At 64.3% G+C, this 18,683-nt stretch carries 9 protein-coding genes and 4 pseudogenes; 4 read left to right on the top strand and 9 right to left on the bottom strand.

Annotated features, from left to right (window positions below):
* The first annotated feature begins 107 nt into the window (after window positions 1–107).
* Window positions 108–1,472, top strand: coding sequence for a formimidoylglutamate deiminase (locus tag ACZ5KU_RS01745; protein ID WP_054057918.1), 1,365 nt, complete (start codon window positions 108–110; stop codon window positions 1,470–1,472).
* A gap of 68 nt (window positions 1,473–1,540) precedes the next feature.
* Here ACZ5KU_RS01745 and ACZ5KU_RS01740 read toward each other — a convergent pair whose 3' ends face one another.
* Together ACZ5KU_RS01740 and ACZ5KU_RS01735 are read right to left on the bottom strand one after the other, a co-directional pair.
* Complete coding sequence (locus ACZ5KU_RS01740) at window positions 1,541–2,098, bottom strand: lipocalin family protein (protein ID WP_464736765.1); 558 nt, start codon at window positions 2,096–2,098, stop codon at window positions 1,541–1,543.
* Between the two features lie 31 nt (window positions 2,099–2,129).
* Window positions 2,130–2,384 (bottom strand): hypothetical protein, encoded by a 255-nt coding sequence (locus ACZ5KU_RS01735; protein ID WP_017903223.1) that lies wholly within the window; start codon window positions 2,382–2,384, stop codon window positions 2,130–2,132.
* Window positions 2,385–2,656: 272 nt separating this feature from the next.
* Here ACZ5KU_RS01735 and ACZ5KU_RS01730 point away from each other — a divergent pair.
* Window positions 2,657–3,691: pseudogene (locus ACZ5KU_RS01730) on the top strand (HAMP domain-containing protein); the annotation flags it as partial.
* Window positions 3,671–4,549: a methyl-accepting chemotaxis protein gene (locus ACZ5KU_RS01725; protein ID WP_416773398.1), complete on the top strand. Its 879-nt coding sequence runs from the start codon at window positions 3,671–3,673 to the stop codon at window positions 4,547–4,549. The pseudogene ACZ5KU_RS01730 and the gene ACZ5KU_RS01725, both read left to right, overlap by 21 nt.
* 185 nt (window positions 4,550–4,734) lie before the next feature.
* Here the strand turns inward: ACZ5KU_RS01725 and ACZ5KU_RS01720 are convergent, their stop codons facing one another.
* The 5 genes and pseudogenes from ACZ5KU_RS01720 to ACZ5KU_RS01700 form a co-directional block, all read right to left on the bottom strand.
* Entirely contained in the window at window positions 4,735–5,337 is a 603-nt protein-coding gene (locus ACZ5KU_RS01720) for a DUF924 family protein (RefSeq protein ID WP_054057921.1), read from the bottom strand.
* 4 nt (window positions 5,338–5,341) lie between these two features.
* Window positions 5,342–6,352, bottom strand: a complete 1,011-nt coding sequence (locus tag ACZ5KU_RS01715) for a class 1 fructose-bisphosphatase (protein WP_054057922.1) — start codon at window positions 6,350–6,352, stop codon at window positions 5,342–5,344.
* 223 nt (window positions 6,353–6,575) lie between these two features.
* A pseudogene (locus ACZ5KU_RS01710) lies at window positions 6,576–7,939 on the bottom strand (DUF3999 domain-containing protein).
* Window positions 7,936–11,561 (bottom strand): annotated as a pseudogene (locus tag ACZ5KU_RS01705) (DUF2339 domain-containing protein). The pseudogenes ACZ5KU_RS01710 and ACZ5KU_RS01705 overlap by 4 nt, the downstream one beginning before the upstream one ends.
* Before the next feature lie 122 nt (window positions 11,562–11,683).
* Window positions 11,684–14,134, bottom strand: a complete 2,451-nt coding sequence (locus ACZ5KU_RS01700; RefSeq protein WP_054057990.1) for a glycogen/starch/alpha-glucan phosphorylase — start codon at window positions 14,132–14,134, stop codon at window positions 11,684–11,686.
* 261 nt (window positions 14,135–14,395) lie between these two features.
* Between ACZ5KU_RS01700 and ACZ5KU_RS01695 the strand changes: the two genes are divergently transcribed.
* Entirely contained in the window at window positions 14,396–14,830 is a 435-nt protein-coding gene (locus ACZ5KU_RS01695; RefSeq protein ID WP_017901783.1) for a YkgJ family cysteine cluster protein, read from the top strand.
* Between the two features lie 141 nt (window positions 14,831–14,971).
* On the opposite strand, the gene typA is transcribed toward ACZ5KU_RS01695, so the two are convergent.
* Window positions 14,972–16,792, bottom strand: coding sequence for a translational GTPase TypA (gene typA / locus ACZ5KU_RS01690; RefSeq protein WP_054062061.1), 1,821 nt, complete (start codon window positions 16,790–16,792; stop codon window positions 14,972–14,974).
* 138 nt (window positions 16,793–16,930) lie between these two features.
* Window positions 16,931–18,384, bottom strand: a pseudogene (thiI, locus tag ACZ5KU_RS01685) (tRNA uracil 4-sulfurtransferase ThiI).
* Between the last annotated feature and the right edge of the window lie 299 nt (window positions 18,385–18,683).

The raw sequence follows: 18,683 nt of genomic DNA, 5'->3' as shown, positions 1-18,683 counted from the left end.
TCATGTCACAGGCGTCTGCAGGACAGGATACCAGCTTGCCGGAGTTTACCGGGCAGGCAAACGTCTGTATATGTATATACAAATAACACACGATGGGGTGCTGAACCATGTCCGCCTTCTTTGCCGAACGCGCGCTGCTGCCTAGTGGATGGGCCAAAAACGTACGCCTTGAGGTCGACGCCCAGGGCGTGCTGGCCCGGGTCGAGGCCGATTCCGATGCACAGGGTGCCGAACGGCTGGGCGGCCCGCTGCTGCCGGGCATGCCGAACCTGCACTCCCACGCCTTCCAGCGGGCGATGGCCGGGCTGGCGGAGGTCGCCGGCAACCCGAACGACAGTTTCTGGACCTGGCGCGACCTGATGTACCGCCTGGTGGGCAGGATCAGTCCCGAGCAGATGGGCATCATCGCTCGCCAGCTCTACATCGAGATGCTCAAGGCCGGCTACACCTCGGTGGCCGAGTTCCACTACGTGCACCATGATACCCAGGGCCAGCCCTACGCCGACCCGGCCGAACTGGCCCTGCGCATCAGCCAGGCCGCCACCGACGCCGGCATCGGCCTGACCCTGCTGCCCGTGCTCTACAGCCACTCCGGTTTTGGCGGCCAGGCACCCAGCGACGGTCAGCGACGCTTTATCAACAGTACCGAGAATTACCTGAAGTTGCAGGCACGTTTGCAGCCGTTGCTGGCAAGACAGCCGGCCCAGGCCCTGGGCCTGTGCTTCCACTCGCTCAGGGCGGTGACTCCGCAACAGATCAGCGAAGTGCTGGCCGCCAGCGACCGGCACTGCCCGGTGCACATCCACATCGCCGAGCAGCAGAAGGAAGTCGACGACTGCCTGGCCTGGAGCGGCAAGCGCCCGTTGCAGTGGCTCTACGACCATCTCGAGGTGGACTCGCGCTGGTGCCTGGTGCATGCCACCCATGCCGATGCCGAGGAAGTCAGCCGCATGGCCCGCAGCCGGGCGATTGCCGGCCTGTGCCTGACCACAGAGGCCAACCTCGGCGACGGGATTTTCCCGGCCGTGGACTTCCTCGCCCAGGGCGGTCGCCTGGGCATTGGTTCCGACAGCCATGTGTCACTGAGCGTGGTCGAGGAACTGCGCTGGCTGGAATATGGCCAGCGCCTGCGCGACCAGCGGCGCAACCGCCTGTACCGGGCCGATCAGCCGATGGTCGGGCGCACGTTGTTCGACGCGGCCCTGGAAGGCGGTGCCCAGGCGCTCGGGCAAGCCATTGGCGGCCTGGAAGTGGGCAAGCGCGCCGACTGGCTGGTGCTCGACGGCAACGACCCGTACCTGGCGACCGCCGAGGACGACGGCATTCTCAATCGCTGGCTGTTCGCCGGCGGCGATCGCCAGGTGCGTGACGTGATGGTCAACGGCCAGTGGGCGGTACGCGGTGGCCGACATGCGGCAGAAGAGGAAAGCACGCGAGCCTTCGCCCAGGTGTTGCGTGAACTGCTGAACTGAAAACGCGAAGCGTCACGGGTTGCGTTCCCACGCGGAGCGTGGGAACGAGCGAGCAGCGGCCCGTAAACTCAGTGGGACATCTTCGAGTCGGGCGTACGCCAGATCAGTCGGGTGGTGTCATACCCCTGCTGCCGCGCCCGGCTCAGCAGGTCCTCGCGGGTATCGGCGCTGATCTTGGTGCTGCGCGACAACAGCCACAGATAGCGCCGGCTCGGGTCGCCGACAATCGCGGTGTGGTAGTCGTCGCTGACATAGAGAATCCAGTAGTTACCCTTCGCCACGCCCGGCAGCAGCGTGGTGAACCAGTTATCGAAACGCACCCAGAGCTTGTCGGCCTGCCCTTCGACCTGCGGTGTCGCGGTGCCCTTGGCCTCTTCCCAGGTCCACTGCTCGGTCAGGCAGCGGTTGAACACCGCCATCCTGCCGTCGGGCATCAGGCTGTAGCGGGCCTCGGACTGGGCACAGTTGCGCTGGAAGTACATCGGCATCCGCGCCAGCTCGTACCAGGTGCCCTGGTAACGCTTGAGGTCGACGTGACCTGCGGTCTTGGGCGCCAGATCGTCACCGGACGTAGCGCAACCGGCCAGCAACAAGCCAGCCAAAAGAGTAACCACTAAACGCAACATTTCTTCTTCTCCCGAGGGCTTGTGCCCCGGTTTACTTCAGGCCTTGCCCGGAAAACATCAGGACTTTGTCACCGGCGTACTGCACGCTGATAAAGCTGTTCTTGTCACCCCAGGTGCAACTGGACATGCCCAGCGCGCCGGAACAATCGGACGGCGAACCGAGCAATGCCTCGACTTCGGCCTTGGGCATGCCCGTGGACAACTTCGAGTAGTTTGCCTGGTTGACCTTGCTGCAGGCGGCCAGCAGCACGCAGAACGACAACAGAGCGAGAGAGCGCAACGACATGGGGAGAAACTCCTGGGGACGGAAAGGTCGGCACGGGGGCCTACCGCAAGCTTAGAAGAGAAAACCGCCATCTGGTTCCCGAACCTACGACCTTTTCTTACAGGGCTTTCCTTTGCAGATCAGCAGTTTTGCGGGCGGAACTGGCGTTTCGTCGGCTTTACCGTCAAGAAACTAATCTTTAACGAGACGATGCCGAGAGATAGAGGCGCGACGCCATTAAACGTGGCAAATTGTCGCCCTTCGTTGACCCGCCTTTTGCAGACAGCCATTTCATGACCAGAAACCTCAAATTCAGCCACAAGATTCTCCTGGCTGCGGCCCTCGTGGTCGCCGTGGCGTTCGCCTGCTTCATCCTGTTCAACGACTATCGGCAGCGCCAGGCGCTGTACAACAGCACCCAGGCGTCGATGCAGGAACTGGGCAGTCTGACCACCAGCAACATCCAGACCTGGCTGGAAAGCCGTATCCAACTGCTGCAGTCGCTGTCCCAGCAGATCGCCGTGGACGGCAGCTCCGCCGACAGCCTCAAGCGTGCGGTCGGCCTGCCCGCCTATACCGGCAACTTCCAGTTGAGCTACTTCGGCAGCCAGGAAGGCGTGATGTTCTCGGTGCCGGCCGGCAACCGCCCCGCCGACTACGACCCACGGGCCCGCGGCTGGTACAAGGCCGCCAACGCCGCCCAGCAGACCATCGTCACCGAGCCCTACATCGCCGCCTCGACCGGCAAGCTGGTGATCACCATCGCCACGCCGGTGCAGCATGAGGGCAAGTTCATCGGTGTGAGCGGTGCCGACATCGACCTGGGCAGTGTCAGTGCAATCATCAACTCGCTGAATTTCGGCGGCCACGGCCATGCCTTCATCGTCAGCGCCGACGGCAAGATCCTGATCCACCCGGACAGCAAGCTGATTCTCAAGAACCTCGCCGAAGCCTATCCGGACGACACACCGAAGATCAGCCCCGGCCTGAAGGAAGTGACGGTGGGTGGCAAGACCCAGTTCATCTCCTTCACCCACGTCAACGGCGTGCCCTCGGCCGACTGGTACGTGGCGCTGGTGCTGGACCAGGACACCGCGTTCTCGATGCTCAGCGAGTTCCGCACCTCGGCCATCGTCGCCATGGTGATTGCCGTGGTGATCATCATCGCCCTGCTGGGCATGCTGATCCGTGTGCTGATGCAGCCGCTGCACCTGATGGGCCGGGCGATGCACGACATCGCCGAGGGTGAAGGCGACCTGACCAAGCGCCTGACCATTCACGGCCACGATGAGTTCGGCACCCTGGGCATGTCGTTCAACCGTTTCGTGGAGCGCATCCACACCTCGATCCGTGAAGTGGCCTCGGCCACCGGTCAGGTCAACGAGGTCGCCCTGCGCGTGGTCAGCGCCTCCAACTCGTCGATGTTCAACTCCGACCAGCAGGCCAACCGCACTAGCAGCGTGGCGGCAGCGATCAACCAGCTCGGCGCCGCGGCCCAGGAAATCGCCCAGAACGCCGCCCTCGCCTCGCAGCATTCGAGCGAGGCACGCAACCTCGCCGAAGACGGTCAGCAGGTGGTGGACAAGACCATCGGCGCGATGCAGCAGTTGTCGGCGCAGATCAGCGACTCCTGCGGCAACATCGAGACGTTGAACAGCAACACGGTGAACATCGGGCAGATCCTCGACGTGATCACCAGCATTTCCCAGCAGACCAACCTGCTCGCGCTCAACGCCGCCATCGAGGCGGCCCGGGCTGGCGAGGCCGGTCGCGGCTTTGCCGTGGTCGCCGACGAGGTGCGCAACCTCGCCCACCGCACCCAGGACTCGGCGCAGCAGGTGCAGAAGATGATCGAGGAGCTGCAGGTCGGCGCCCGCGCGGCGGTCACTCTCATGACCGACAGCCAACGCCAGAGCGAAAACAGCGTCGGTATCGCCAACCAGGCCGGCGAACGGCTGGGCAGCGTGACCCAGCGGATCGGCGAGATCGACGGCATGAACCAGTCGGTGGCGACCGCGACCGAGGAGCAGACTGCGGTGGTGGAGTCGATCAACGTCGATATCACCGAGATCAACACCCTGAACCAGGAAGGGGTGGAGAACCTGCAGGCGACCCTGCGGGCCTGTGCCGACCTGGAACAGCAGGCGGCACGCCTGAAGCACCTGGTGGGCAGTTTCCGGATCTGACGACCGCGCCGGCGCCTTCGCGGGCAAGCCCTGCTCCTACAAGCGCCGTACACATGGCTTGTGTACGGCACAAACCTGTAGGAGCGTGGCTTGCCCGCGAAAGCAATCCGGCAACCGAAACCTCGTCACCTGACACACCGCTATCGCCACCAAGCCGGCGCCCACAAGGGCAGCACGCGCAGATACTAGAAGCGTGAGCCGGGCTCACGCAGAAACGCCACTTCCTCGGCCGTGGATTCCCGCCCCAGAATGGCGTTGCGATGGGGAAAGCGCCCGAACCGGGCAATGATCCGCTGATGCCGCTCGGCATAATCCAGCTGACTGGCAAACACCGACCGCTGATCCTCCGGCTGCTCGCGCAGCAACGCCGCAAACCGCGACACCGCCTCGTTCTGCGCCGCCGGATGCTCGCAATGCTCGAACACCAGGTAGATGAAGGAACGCTGTATCGCCGGCAATTGCCGGTCGAAGTCGGCGGCAATCCCCTGCGCCACCAGCGCCTGGGCGCGGGCATCACCGGAAAAGGCCGCAGGGGAATCGCGGAAGATCATCCGCGGCAGTTGATCGAGCAGCAGTACCACGGCCAGCCAACCCTGCGGACATTGCGTCCACTCGGTCAAACCGCCGGCCAGGGCCTGCTCGACCCAGGGCCCGAAACGCTCGCGCGCCTCGCGGTCCTGGCTGTCACGCTTGCCGAACCACAACCGACCCTTGTCAGCCTCGATCTCACTGGGCAGCCCGGCTGAACCGAACCACCATTGGAGCAGAGGCTGCCAGGGCGCGGACATGGGTTTATTCCTTGTGGTAGCCGGTGATCCGTTCCACTTCTTCCTTCGAACCGAGGAACACCGCGACACGCTGGTGCAGGCCGTCAGGCTGGATGTCGAGGATGCGCTGGTGGCCGTCGGTGGACGCGCCGCCCGCCTGCTCGATCAGGAACGACATCGGGTTGGCTTCGTACATCAGACGCAGTTTGCCCGGCTTGGACGGCTCGCGGCTGTCGCGTGGGTACATGAACAGGCCGCCACGGGTCAGGATGCGGTGCACGTCGGCCACCATCGCGGCCACCCAGCGCATGTTGTAGTTCTTTTTCAGCGGACCGGTCTCGCCGGCCAGCAGCTCTTCGACGTAACGCTGCACCGGGGCTTCCCAGTGGCGCTGGTTGGACATGTTGATCGCGAATTCCTGGGTGGAAGCCGGGATGGTGATGTCCTCGTGGGTCAGCACGAAGCTGCCCATCTCACGGTCCAGGGTGAAGCCCTTGACGCCATTGCCCAGGGTCAGGATCAGCATGGTCTGCGGGCCATAGATCGCGTAGCCGGCGGCGACCTGCTGGGTACCCGGCTGCAGGAAGGCCTTTTCGTTCAGGGCTTCGTTCTGGCTCAGGTATTCGTTCGGGCAGCGCAGTACCGAGAAGATGGTGCCGACCGGGGCATTGATGTCGATGTTCGACGAGCCGTCCAGCGGGTCGAACACCAGCAGGTAGGCGCCTTTCGGGTACTTGCCGGGGATCTGGTAGGCATTGTCCATCTCCTCGGACGCCATGCCGGCCAGGTGGCCGCCCCACTCGTTGGCTTCGAGCAGGATTTCGTTGGACAGGACGTCGAGCTTCTTCTGCACCTCGCCCTGCACGTTCTCGGTGCCCATGCTGCCCAGGACGCCACCCAGCGCGCCCTTGGAGACGGCGTGGCTGATTTCCTTACAGGCGCGCGCAACCACCTCGATCAGGAAACGCAGATCGGCAGGCGTGTTGTTGCTGCGGGTCTGCTCAATCAAAAAGCGACTCAGGGTAACGCGGGACATGGATGACTCCGGAGAAAGGGGGGCTTGAAAACCCGCGCAGTTTAACGCGAGTTGCGCTGCAAATCCTCCTGCTCAGACAGGGATGACGCATAGAGAGTTCACAGGTCGGCTTCAGCGTAGACCAAAAGCGCCGGCAGGCCCCTTCTGTAGCCCCCTAAAGCAGGGGGCCAGGCTGTAGAGAAGGCCCAGACCGGACTGCCCCCAGGACTCTATGTGCCGGTCGTCAGCCCTGCGGCTTGCGCAGCAGGCTGAAGGCCATGCCCCCCAGCGCCGCCACACCCAGCAGCAGCACCGCCCACAGGCCGATCTTTTTCCAGTCGGTCGTTGGCGCCGCCGCGACCGCCGGGGCTTGCGGCGCGGCCGCCTGCGCTGCGCCCGCAGTGGCCTTGCCGACCCCGGCCAGGCGCTGCGGGCTGTAGTCGGGAATCAGCGTCGACAAGGGCAGGTTTGCCGCCCCCACCGTCGCATTGCCCAGTGCCAGGGAGAACGGTGCGTTGCCACGGGCCAGAAACACCAGTTGCGTCGGCCGCACGGCATAACTCAGCGCCGGAGCCTTTGCTCCAAGCCCACCGCCACGCTCGTCGACCACCAGTTTCAACTGCGCAACGCCGTAGCCGGACAGCTCCAGGGTGTCCTGCAACACATCCTGGCCGCCCTGCGTCAACCGATAGAGCAGGCCATTGCCCAGCGTCTGCCAGGCCTCGTTGCCACTGCGCCGCCCATACAGGCTCACCGGCGCCAGGCTGTTGGGCTGGGCCAGCTCGATCCGCACCTGTTCCAGGTTCATTGCCGTGGGCAGCGTCCAGGTGTATTCGCCCGACTTGGCCGTACTGCCAGCCAGCGGTTGCGACCAGGCCAGCGGCGACGCCGAAAGGCTGCTGGTGCTGCTTACCAGTTGTGCCGCATTCAACACCGGTGCCGACTGCGGCGACCGCCACAGCAGGCGCAGGTAACGCGCCGACTGCCCCGGCAGGCTCACCTCGCGCTGTTCGATGCGCTCGTCGGCAAAGGACAGTCGCGCCACCTGACCCTCGCCCCAGAGCTGCCAGTGCTGCAGGTCATCGCTGGCCTCGATGCTGAAACGCTGGAAGCCGTCGCGCTCGCTGGTCCAGTCGAGCACCAGTTGCTGCAACGGCGCCTTGATCGCACTGGCATCGAGCAACCAGCCACGCAGCACTTCTTCGCCGGCTTCCAACTGGCTGGACGGCGTCACCTCGACCAGCGTGCCGGACGTCGTCGATTGCACCCGCACGCTGGGCGCGGCCTGGGGGGCATCGACCGAGCTGTAGAGCGGAAACCACTTCACATCGGTCTGGCTGCGCTGCTGGCTCGACTGTGCCTGCTCCTGGAGCAGGGCGTAGGCCTGCGGCTCCCCCGCCGAGTTGAACACCCGGACGTCGTTCAGTTCGGCCTGGCGGGCCTGGGCCTGCAAGGTCAGCGGCAGTTCCAGCCGGTACCAGGGCCCTCGCCGCTCAGGGCCAGGGGCACGATAGTGCTGAAGTCCGCCGGCTTTTCCTGGGCCGACAACGATGCACTCAGGCACAGCAGCAGCACGCCCAGGCGACCCGGGCTCAACTTGCGAATCAAGACGACACTCCTTCCGTTTGCTTGTCGGTCGACTCGGCCTCCGCGCGCTTGGGCGGCAGCGGCGCGAAATAGCCCACCACCAGCATCAGCACACCGACGCCGATGAACGAGACGATCCGCGCCAGGCCGCCACGGTTGCTCAGCTCGACGAAGAACAGCTTGGCCACCACCACGGCGATCAACGCCGCACCCATCAGCCAGACCTCGCGACGATGGCGCAGGTGGCCACCGATCATCAGGCTCAGGGCGATCAGGCTCCAGGCGATCGACAGACCGGCCTGCACCAGCATCGACCCCAACAGCGCATCCAGCTCGAAATCCACCCCACCCCAATGGTGGGCGGCGCGCATCACCAGCGCCGTGACGAAGGCGAACAGCGACAGGCTACAGACCGCCTGGGCGGCCAGCTCGGCGTGGGCGGCGCGTACACCCAGCTGGGGCACCGCGCTGCGCGACCAGATGTAGAGGCTGCCCAGGGCGAACAGCAACCCCAGTTCCAGCGGGTTGAGCAGCGGCACGTACGGCAGCGGCTCGGCGTGACCGTCGCTGAAGCTGTTGGCCAGCCAGAACCAGCCGAGCATCAGCAAGGCCAGCGGTGCGGCAGCGTACAGGCGGTATTCGCGTGAGTAGGCGGCAATCGGCCACGGCCATTCGCGCGGCGCGGCCATCAGCACCAGGTACAGGCTCGGCAGGATCGCGTAACCCAGCCAGCGCCAGGCGTTGTAATGCTCCGACAGCAACAGCAGGCCGTAGCGCAACTCCAGCGCCAGCACGCCAAGGATCAGCCAGCAACCCAGCACATGGGCGACACTCGATACCCGTGCCGGCAACTGCGGCGCCAACTTGCGCAACGACAGCAGGTGCACGGCGAACAGCGCCGGCCACACCAGCCAGCCGAACTGTGCCGCCGGGTTGTAGAAGCGGGTCCAGTCCAGCAGCAGGATGATCCCGGCCACCGGCACCAGCAGGCTGCACAACCGGGCCAGGTCCGGCCAGCGCAGGCGCACCGCCAGGAGTGCCCAAAGCGCCACACTGGCCGTGGCGATTGCCAGCATCCAGGACGCCCAACTGGACGGCGCGGCGAACAGCATGACCTCACCGGCCCAGGCCAGTGCCCACCAGCCGCTACCCCAGACCAGCAGCACCTGGGACAGACGCTGCAGGCTCAGGACATCGAACACCGTCGGCAGGCTGTCCCGCTGCAGGCGCCAGGCGCCGACGAAGGCAGCCAGTCCGAGCACCAGCGGCGTCCAGAAACCGCTGTGGCCGAGCAGACGCAGGCCATCGCTGTCGAACGCGCCGAACTGCACCGCCCCTTCGAGCAGGAAGGCCCCGCCACCGATCAGTTGCAACAGCAGGCCGAAGAGGAAACTCAGACGCTGACGCAGGTACAGGCTCAGCCAGATGATCAGCAGGCCGCTGGCGGCCCAGACACCACTGGCCGTGCCCCAGGGCAGTACGAACAGCACCGCCAGGTTGATCAACGCCAGGCCTGCCAGCAGGATTACCGACAATGCCCGCAGCAGCCGGGCATCGTTGCGCACCATCTCGTCGCGGGCCGCCAGCAACATCCCGCCGATCAGCGACAGGCCGATCAGCGAAGCACTCATCAGGCCGCTCCAGCCGGCACTGAACACCGCCGACGACTCGCCTTCGGCCCCCTGCAGCCGCGCCAGGAACAGCGCGCCGCCGAGCAGTTGCACGGCAAACGCGCTGAACAGGAACGCCCGCGATTGCAGACGCAGGCCGGCAAACAGCGTCGCCAGCCCGGCCAGCGCCCAACTGATGGCCGTGCCCTGGCTGAGGAAGAACAGCGGCGCCAGCAGATAGAGGAAGGCCAGGCCCAGGCAGGCCAGCACCGGAACGCCGCGCCGCTCCCACTCGGCCGCCTCTCCGGGCGCGGCCTGGCGCAATTGCCAGAAGCTGAACAACAGGGCCAACCCCAGCAGCAAAGCGCCCAGCGGCGCGGCATCGAGCAGGCTGTGTTCGCCCGCCTGCAGGGTGCCGGCGAACGACAGGGCCGAGCCCAATTGCAGCAATAGCGCGAAGATCCGCGCGAACGGCCGTTGCTGGCGCAGGCCGAGCCAGAACACCCCCGCGCCCTCCACTGCCCAGGCCGCCGCCGTCCAGCGCGCATCGAGGCCCAGCGGAATCGCCAGGCTGGCGAAGATCACCCCAGTGCCAGGCAGGTTTCCGCCAGCAGCAGCGCGCGGCCGCCCATCAGCAGGCGGGCCAGGCCCATGTAGATGATCCCCAGCGCCAGGGCGCTGAACGCCGCCGCGAGCTCCAGATGCTGGACCAGCGCGAACTGCAGCCCGAAGCCCACCAGCGGCGGGCCGAACAGCAGGGTGCCATCGACGTAGTCGCCCTGGCGCGCCGACCAGTGCAACAGCCCTTCACGACTGTCGTCCTGCGGCCCGCCGGTCATTTCCCGCAGCTTGCGCCGGGCGAACAGCAGGCCGATAGCCAGGTACATCAGGAAGAACAGCACCAGGAACGGCTCGGTGCTCCACAGCAGCTCGGGCTGGTAGGAACGCACGCCCCAGGCGAAGCCGATACCGAAGGTGCCGACGAAGCCGATCAGATTGAGCAGGCGCCAGGCCTTGAACCAGGCGATCGCCAGGATGCCGCTGTTCAGCAGGATGAAGTAACTGAACAGGGCGACATGGTTGCCGGAGCCGGTGGAGGTCAGGATCGGCGCGGCAAAGCCGCCCAGCGCGGCAGCCGCGGCCAGCCCGAGGGCGTCCTGGGTCACCGCGAGAATCGCCGAGAACACCGTGACCGCCACCAGCAGGCCAAGGGCGGCGGAAGGGTCGAGCAACGGGTGCAGGCGCATCGCGGCGAACACCGTCAGGTACAGCACGGCGATCCCCGTGCCCTGCAGCATCAGGCCGTAGCTGCCATTGCGCAGGCGCAGCCACCAGCCCAGGCCGAGCAGCCCGAGCGCACAGCCGGCGACGCCGGCGTAGCGCAGCTCGACCGGCACCACCATGCCCTCGGTGGCATAACGCAACAGGAAGGCCAGGCCGAGGAACAGCAGCAGCACGCCGACCCGCAGCACGGTGTTGCCACCGAACAGCCAGTTGCGGGCGCCCGCCACGGCACGCTCGATCAGGTTCGGCTCGCGGGGAGTCGGAGGTACAGGCGGCGCGACCGGCTCGCGGACCTCGATCGGCTGCGGCGTCCAGGCGTCGACTTCGGGGCGTACGGCCTGGGGCTCGTTGCGCGGCGAGAGCTCTTGCAGTTCCGGCGGGAGTTCCCAGATCAGTTCGGGCTCGGCGCGTGGCGCCTGCGCAGCCGGCTCGACGATCGGCTCGGCTGCCTGGGGGGCGACAGGTGCTTCGTCGACGACCGGGGTGGGCTCGACGGCAGCGGCAACAGGCGGTTCCGCCCGGGCGACGCCGACCACCTCCAGTTCGCGAACCCGCTGCTCGAGGCTGGCCAGCGCCTGTTGCGCCTGCTGCAAGCGGGCCTCCTGAGCGCGAGCCCTGCGCCCCAGGCTCCCGAGGCGGAACGCCTGGCCGATCACCAAACCGAACAATGCGCCGATCAGGGCGTCAAGGATGACCTCGTCAACCATCCAGCCCAGTACCAACCCGACCAGCATCAGAATCCATTGCATGCACGATATCCCTAAGCGGCGTCACGACACGCCCGCTCTTGTGGGAGCCGGCCAATCTGCCGCGTAGTATATCGATCCGGCCCCACCAGAGTGGGGTCGGCCTCACAACTTATTGCAAAAGATTACTCCAATGCTTTCCAGATCTCGGTGGCGTACTCGCGAATGGTCCGGTCCGAGGAGAACCAGCCCATCCGGGCACTGTTCAGCACAGCCGAGCGCCACCATTCCTTGCTGTCGTGCCAGAGCGCCTCGACCTTGCCCTGGGCGGCCCAGTAGCTGTCGAAGTCGGCACAGACCAGGAAGCGGTCGTAGTCGATCAGCGAGTCGACCAGGCCGACATAGCGTGCCGGATCGTCCGGGGAAAACACCCCGCCACGAATCGCCTGCAGCACATCGTTGAGCCGATGGGAGGCGGCCACGTCCTGCGCGGCACTGAACTCGCCATTGCGCTTGCGCGATTCGACCTGCTGGGCACTGAGGCCAAAGATGAACATGTGCTCCTGGCCGACCCGCTCGCACATCTCCACGTTGGCGCCGTCCATCGTGCCGATGGTCAACGCGCCATTGAGGCCGAACTTCATGTTGCTGGTGCCCGAGGCCTCGAAACCGGCAGTGGAGATCTGCTCCGACAGGTCGGCGGCCGGAATGATGCTTTCCGCCAGGCTGACGTTGTAGTTGGGCAGGAACACCACCTTGAGCAGGCCGCGCACGGTCGGGTCGTTGTTGACGGTACGGGCGATGTCATTGGTCAGCTTGATGATCAGCTTGGCCTGGTGATAACTCGCCGCGGCCTTGCCGGCGAAGATCTTCACCCGCGGCACCCAGTCGGTTTCCGGCTCGGCGCGGATCGCCTGGTACAGCGCCACAGTGTGCAACAGGTTGAGCAACTGGCGCTTGTATTCGTGGATCCGCTTGACCTGCACATCGAACATCGCCGCCGGGTTGACCGCAATGCCCAGCCGCTCCTGGATCAATGCCGCCAAGGCACGCTTGTTGTGCAGGCGCTGCTCGGCGAACTGCTTGCGAAAGCCGGCCTTTTCGGCGAACGGCTCCAGGCCCACCAGCAGATCCTCGGGGCGATCGAGCACTTCGGCCCCCAGGGCATCGACCATCATCTCGGTCAGCCGCGGGTTGGCCTGGTACAGCCAGCGGCGGAAGGTGATGCCGTTGGTCTTGTTGTTGATCCGCTCCGGGTAGAGCTTGTGCAGCTCGGAGAACACCGTGCTGCGCATCAGTTGCGTATGCAGGCCGGACACGCCGTTGACACTGTGGGAACCGAGGAACGCCAGGTTGCCCATGCGCACCCGGCGGCCGTTGTCTTCCTCGATCAGCGACACCGAGCGCAGCACGTCGAAGTCATGGATGCCCTTGGCCCGCAGCGCATCGATATGCTGGGCATTGATCAGGTAGATGATCTGCATGTGCCGCGGCAACATGCGTTCCATCAGGCCCACCGGCCAGGTTTCCAGGGCCTCCGGCAGCAGGGTGTGGTTGGTGTAGGAAAGCGTTTCGACGGTCACCTGCCAGGCCGCGTCCCAGGTCACGCCGTGCAGGTCGACCAGTTGCCGCATCAGTTCGGCGACGGCAATCGAGGGGTGGGTGTCATTCAGCTGGATCGCCGCATGTTCACCGAGACTGAGCACCGAGTCGTGCATGTTCTTGTGCCGCCGCAGCAGGTCCTGCAGCGACGCCGAAACGAAGAAGTACTCCTGGCGCAGCCGCAGTTCCTGCCCCGCCTCGGTGCTGTCCGCCGGGTAGAGCACGCGGGAGATGCTTTCGGCCCTGGCGACCTCGGCCACCGCCCCCAGGTGGTCGCCGGCATTGAAGCGTTCCAGGTGCAGTTCCTCCGTGGCCCGGGCCCGCCACAGGCGCAGGGTGTTCACACTGGCCCCGCGCCAACCGACCACCGGCGTGTCATAGGCGACCGCCCGCACGGTTTCCGCCGGCCACCAGACCTGCCGGGCCTGGCCGGTCTCGTCATGCACGGTCTCGACGCTGCCACCAAAGCCCACCGGGTAGATCACCTCGGCCCGCTCGAACTCCCAGGGGTTGCCGAAGTCCAGCCAGTTCTCGGTCTGCTCCTGCTGCCAGCCGTCGACGATCGCCTGACGGAACAGCCCGTGCTCGTAGCGGATGCCATAGCCATGACCGGCGATACCGAGGGTCGACATGCTCTCCATGAAACACGCCGCCAGGCGCCCCAGGCCACCGTTGCCCAGCGCCGCGTCGGGCTCCAGCAGGCGGATGCGTTCCAGGTCGACACCGAGGTCCACCAGCGCCTCGCGGGCGATATCCAGCAGGCCGAGGTTGCTCAGGCTGTCGTACAGCAGGCGACCGATGAGAAACTCCAGGGAAAGGTAATAGACCCGCTTCTGTCCCTTGCGGTAGATCTGTCGCGTGTGATCCATCCAGTGCTCGACCATATGGTCGCGGGCGGCCAGGGCAATCGCCTCGAACCAGTCGTGGTCGAAGGCATGGTCGGGGTCCTTACCCACTGCATAGGTAAGTTTGGCAAGGACGGCGGCACGAAAGGCAGCCACCTCAGTTTCACGGACAAGCGTTTCCTGAGACATCGATGCGACCTCTAGCGAGATGGACAATTTACGGGACGAGTTGTCTGAGCCTAGTCGGTTCGACACAGGGTGATGGCTCTGGTTCGGGTTTTTTCCACTCGAAGTGGCGAAGGCCGGTAAATTCGAGGGCCGCTCAAGACCCGGATTCGCGAAAAATTTCCCGGTAGATCCGCGATTGTGCGAAAAACCGTCAAAAGGTTGTTCACAAATCCACAGGCCCCGGTATGATCGCGCGCCCGATACACCCCTGGACGCCACCTGATGAAACCGACCCTGATCGCAGCCGCAGAGCTCGACCGCCTGGAAACCTGGCAGAAGTACTCCAGCCACATGTGTGGCGGCTGCATGTCCAGCTGCTGCACCCTGCCCGTGGAAGTGAAGATCAAGGACCTGATCCGCATCGGCATCGTCGATGAGTTCGAGCGTGGCGAGCCGGCGAAGAACATCGCCAAGCGCCTGCAGAAGGAAGGCATCGTCGAGCGCTACAACCAGAAATCGGAGATCTTCACCCTGCAGCGCATGAGCAACAACGATTGCCTGTACCTGGACCGCAAGACCCGGCTGTGCACCATTTATGACAAGCGCCCGGACACCTGCCGCAACCACCCGAAGATCGGTCCGCGCCCGGGCTATTGCGCCTACAAGCCCAAGCCCCAGGAGCGCCAGGCGCCGAGCCGGAACCTGGAGCGGTTCTGACTTCAAACCGGCGGTGCACCCTTCGCGGATGAATCGGCGAAGACGTCCGCCCAGCCATCGCCCCACCTGGCTTCTTGCGCACAAAAAAACGCCCCCGGCCTTTCGACCGGGGGCGTTTTTCATTCAGCCGGAGCTAGAAGATCAAGCCTTGGCTTTCTTGGCAGCGCGGGTACGCTCGCCTTCGTCCAGGATCTTCTTGCGCAGGCGGATCGACTTCGGCGTGACTTCGCACAGCTCGTCGTCCTGGATGAATTCCAGGGCCTGTTCCAGGGTGTGGCGAACTGGCGGAACCAGGGCGATCACCTCGTCCTTGCCCGAAGCACGCATGTTGTCGAGCTTCTTGCCCTTGGTCGGGTTGACGCCCAGGTCGTTGTCACGGCTGTTCAGACCGATGATCTGACCGTTGTAGATGTCCTGGCCGTGCTCGATGAACAGCTTGCCGCGAGCCTGCAGGGTTTCCAGGGAGTAGGTCAGGGCCTTGCCGGTCTCGATCGAAACCAGAACACCGTTCAGACGGCCGGACATCTGGCCTGGCTTCATGGTGTCGTAGCGATCGAAGATCGAGGTCAGGATGCCTGCACCGTTGGTCAGGGTCAGGAACTGGTTACGGAAACCGATCAGACCACGGGCTGGAACGTTGTATTCCAGACGGACACGGCCCTTGCCATCCGGCGCCATGTTGGTCAGGTCGCCCTTGCGCAGACCCATTTCTTCCATGACCTTGCCCTGGGATTCCTCAGGGATGTCGATGGTGACGTTTTCGAACGGTTCCTGCTTCACGCCGTTCACTTCGCGGATGATCACTTCAGGACGGCCCACGGCCATTTCGAAGCCTTCGCGACGCATGGTTTCGATCAGAACCGACAGGTGCAGCTCACCACGGCCGGAAACCTTGAACTTGTCGGCCGAGTCGCCTTCTTCAACGCGCAGTGCCACGTTGTAGAGCAGCTCCTTGTCCAGACGCTCCTTGATGTTACGGGAGGTCACGAACTTGCCTTCCTTGCCGCAGAATGGCGAGTCGTTGACCTGGAAGGTCATGGAAACGGTCGGCTCGTCGACGGTCAGAGGCTTCATCGCCTCGACGGTGTTCATGTCGCACAGGGTGTCGGAGATGAACAGTTCGTCGAAACCGCTGATGCAGACGATGTCGCCGGCAGCGGCTTCTTCGACGTCCACACGGTGCAGACCGTGGTGGCCCATCAGCTTCAGGATACGGCCGTTGCGCTTCTTGCCGTCGACATCGATCGCCACCACCGGAGTGTTCGGCTTGATGCGACCGCGGGCGATACGACCCACGCCGATCACGCCCAGGAAGCTGTTGTAGTCCAGCGCGGAGATCTGCATCTGGAACGGACCATCGCGGTCGACGTCCGGAGCCGGCACGTTGTCGACGATCGACTGGTACAGCGGGGTCATGTCTTCGGCCATGTCGGTGTGGTCCAGACCGGCGATGCCGTTCAGGGCCGAGGCGTAGACGACCTTGAAGTCCAGCTGTTCGTCGGTGGCACCCAGGTTGTCGAACAGGTCGAAGATCTGGTCCAGAACCCAGTCAGGACGCGCGCCCGGACGGTCGACCTTGTTGATCACGACGATCGGCTTCAGACCGGCTTCGAAGGCCTTCTTGGTCACGAAGCGGGTTTGCGGCATGGGGCCGTCCTGGGCGTCGACCAGCAGCAGCACGGAGTCGACCATCGACATCACGCGCTCAACCTCGCCACCGAAGTCGGCGTGGCCGGGGGTGTCGACGATGTTGATGTGGTAGCCGTTCCAGTTGATGGCGGTGTTTTTCGCCAGAATGGTAATGCCGCGCTCTTTTTCCTGGTCGTTGGAGTCCATCACGCGCTCGTCGTTGAGCTCGTTGCGTTCCAGGGTGCCGGATTGACGCAGCAGTTTGTCAACCAGGGTGGTCTTGCCATGGTCAACGTGGGCGATGATGGCGATGTTGCGTAGATTTTCGATCACTTGTGTATCTCGATCAGAGGATTCGGTTTGCTGACAAGTCTTGGCAGCGATTGACGGTAGTGTCCGGCGTGGCCGTTACAGCTTGACGGCGGCGTCGGGGGCCGGTGACGCAGGCCACAGGCAAACAGCCCCGGGCACTTAGCTCGGTCGATAAACGCGCACATTGGCATGCCCCTCACTGAGCAGATGGTGGGCATGCAGGCGACTCATCACGCCTTTGTCGCAATACAGCAGGTACTGGCGAGTAGGGTCCAGTTCCTTGAAACGAGCATTCAGTGCATAGAACGGCATCGTTTGTACCTCGATGCCAGCCAGTTCCAGCGGATCGTCCTCCTGGGCATCCGGATGCCGGATGTCGAGGACGATATGACCCGCCAGCGCCTCGCTGACCTCTTCGATCTGCAGATCCTGGCCCAGTTCGTCGATCACGTGATCGATCGAGACCAGCCTGGCGCGTTCGAGCGCACGCTCGAGGATCGCCATGTCGAACGCTTTCTCTTCGTGCTCCACGCGGTAGCGCTTGGCGTGGGTCTTGGGGTTGACCGAAATCACCCCGCAGTATTCGGGCATGTGCCGGGCAAAATCGCCGGTGCCGATCTGGTCGGCCAGGTCGATGATGTCCTGCTTGTGGCTGGCGATCAGCGGCCGGATCACCAGCTTCTCGGTCACACAGTCGATCACCGACAGGTTCGGCAGCGTCTGGCTGGACACCTGGGAAATCGCCTCGCCGGTGACCAGCGCATCGATGTGCAGCCGCTCGGCCATCGCCGACGCCGCCCGCAACATCATACGCTTCAATACTACGCCCATATGACCGTTATCGACTTTGCCGAGAATTTCTCCCAGCACTTCCTCGAACGGCACGCTGATGAACAGCACGCGATGGGAGCTGCCGTACTTCTTCCACAGGTAGTGGGCGACTTCCATCACCCCCAGCTCGTGGGCGCGGCCACCCAGGTTGAAGAAGCAGAAGTGGGTCATCAGGCCGCGGCGCATCATCTGGTAGGCGGCGACGGTGGAGTCGAAGCCACCGGACATCAGGGTCACGGTCTGCTCCACCGAGCCCAGCGGGAAGCCGCCGAGGCCCTCGTGCTGGCCGTGGATGACGAACAGCCGCTGGTCGCGAATCTCGATCCGCACCTCGACTTCCGGGTCCTTCAGGGAGATCCCGGCGGCACCGCATTCACGCCGCAGGCGGCTGCCGACATGCTTCTCGACGTCCATGGAACTGAAGCCGTGCTTGCCACCGCGCTTGCAGCGCACGGAAAAGATCTTGCCCGGCAGCACGTCAGCGTAGTGCTGCAGGCACTTGGCGGTAATGTCGTCGAAGTCGCCCAGCGGGTATTCGTCGACCTGCAGCAGGTGCGCGATACCCGGCGTACAGCACAGGCGGGCCTTGAACTCCTGCAGGGCCTTCGGATCGGTCAGCGCGGTTTCCAGTTCGAGGTTGTCCCACACGCCATTCACCACCACGGCCGGATCCAGGTCCTTGAGCACGGCACGGATGTTCTTCGCCAATTGACGAATGAAGCGCGTCCGGACAGGGCGGCTCTTGATGGTGATTTCGGGAAGACTTTTACGATTAGTTTCATGAAAACAGCGCGCGAACGGCCGGCCGAAAAAAGTGGGGCGCGGATTATAGCGGAAATTGCTCAAGGTTTGACCAGTTATTGTACGGACGGTTTTCTGCGCACCAAAAAAGGTCGAATCGATATTTTTCGGCACCACAAAGGTGCAGCGAATGCCCGAAAATTCTCCTACCCTGGCTGGAACGCTTGAGATTGGGGCAAAAAACCCATCACGGGGCACTGGCATGCAATTTGCTCCCTTGTGAGGCAGGTTGCCTTGGCCGAGTATTCGCGCCGGCATCACTACTATTTCAGGGCTACTC

It is taken from the genome of Pseudomonas sp. Tof1, from assembly GCF_055390395.1.
The sequence above is the reverse complement of the archived record's forward strand: the minus strand, read 5'-3'. Positions and strand labels throughout refer to the sequence as shown.

Bases quoted from the DNA above. Each gene is read 5' to 3' on its own strand.
- ACZ5KU_RS01725 (WP_416773398.1), top strand. From the start codon at position 3,671: ATGTCGTTCAACCGTTTCGTGGAGCGCATCCACACCTCGATCCGTGAA.
- ACZ5KU_RS01695 (WP_017901783.1), top strand. From the start codon at position 14,396: ATGAAACCGACCCTGATCGCAGCCGCAGAGCTCGACCGCCTGGAAACC.
- ACZ5KU_RS01740 (WP_464736765.1), bottom strand. From the start codon at position 2,098: ATGTTGCGTTTAGTGGTTACTCTTTTGGCTGGCTTGTTGCTGGCCGGT.
- ACZ5KU_RS01745 (WP_054057918.1), top strand. From the start codon at position 108: ATGTCCGCCTTCTTTGCCGAACGCGCGCTGCTGCCTAGTGGATGGGCC.
- ACZ5KU_RS01720 (WP_054057921.1), bottom strand. From the start codon at position 5,337: ATGTCCGCGCCCTGGCAGCCTCTGCTCCAATGGTGGTTCGGTTCAGCC.
- ACZ5KU_RS01735 (WP_017903223.1), bottom strand. From the start codon at position 2,384: ATGTCGTTGCGCTCTCTCGCTCTGTTGTCGTTCTGCGTGCTGCTGGCC.
- ACZ5KU_RS01715 (WP_054057922.1), bottom strand. From the start codon at position 6,352: ATGTCCCGCGTTACCCTGAGTCGCTTTTTGATTGAGCAGACCCGCAGC.
- ACZ5KU_RS01700 (WP_054057990.1), bottom strand. From the start codon at position 14,134: ATGTCTCAGGAAACGCTTGTCCGTGAAACTGAGGTGGCTGCCTTTCGT.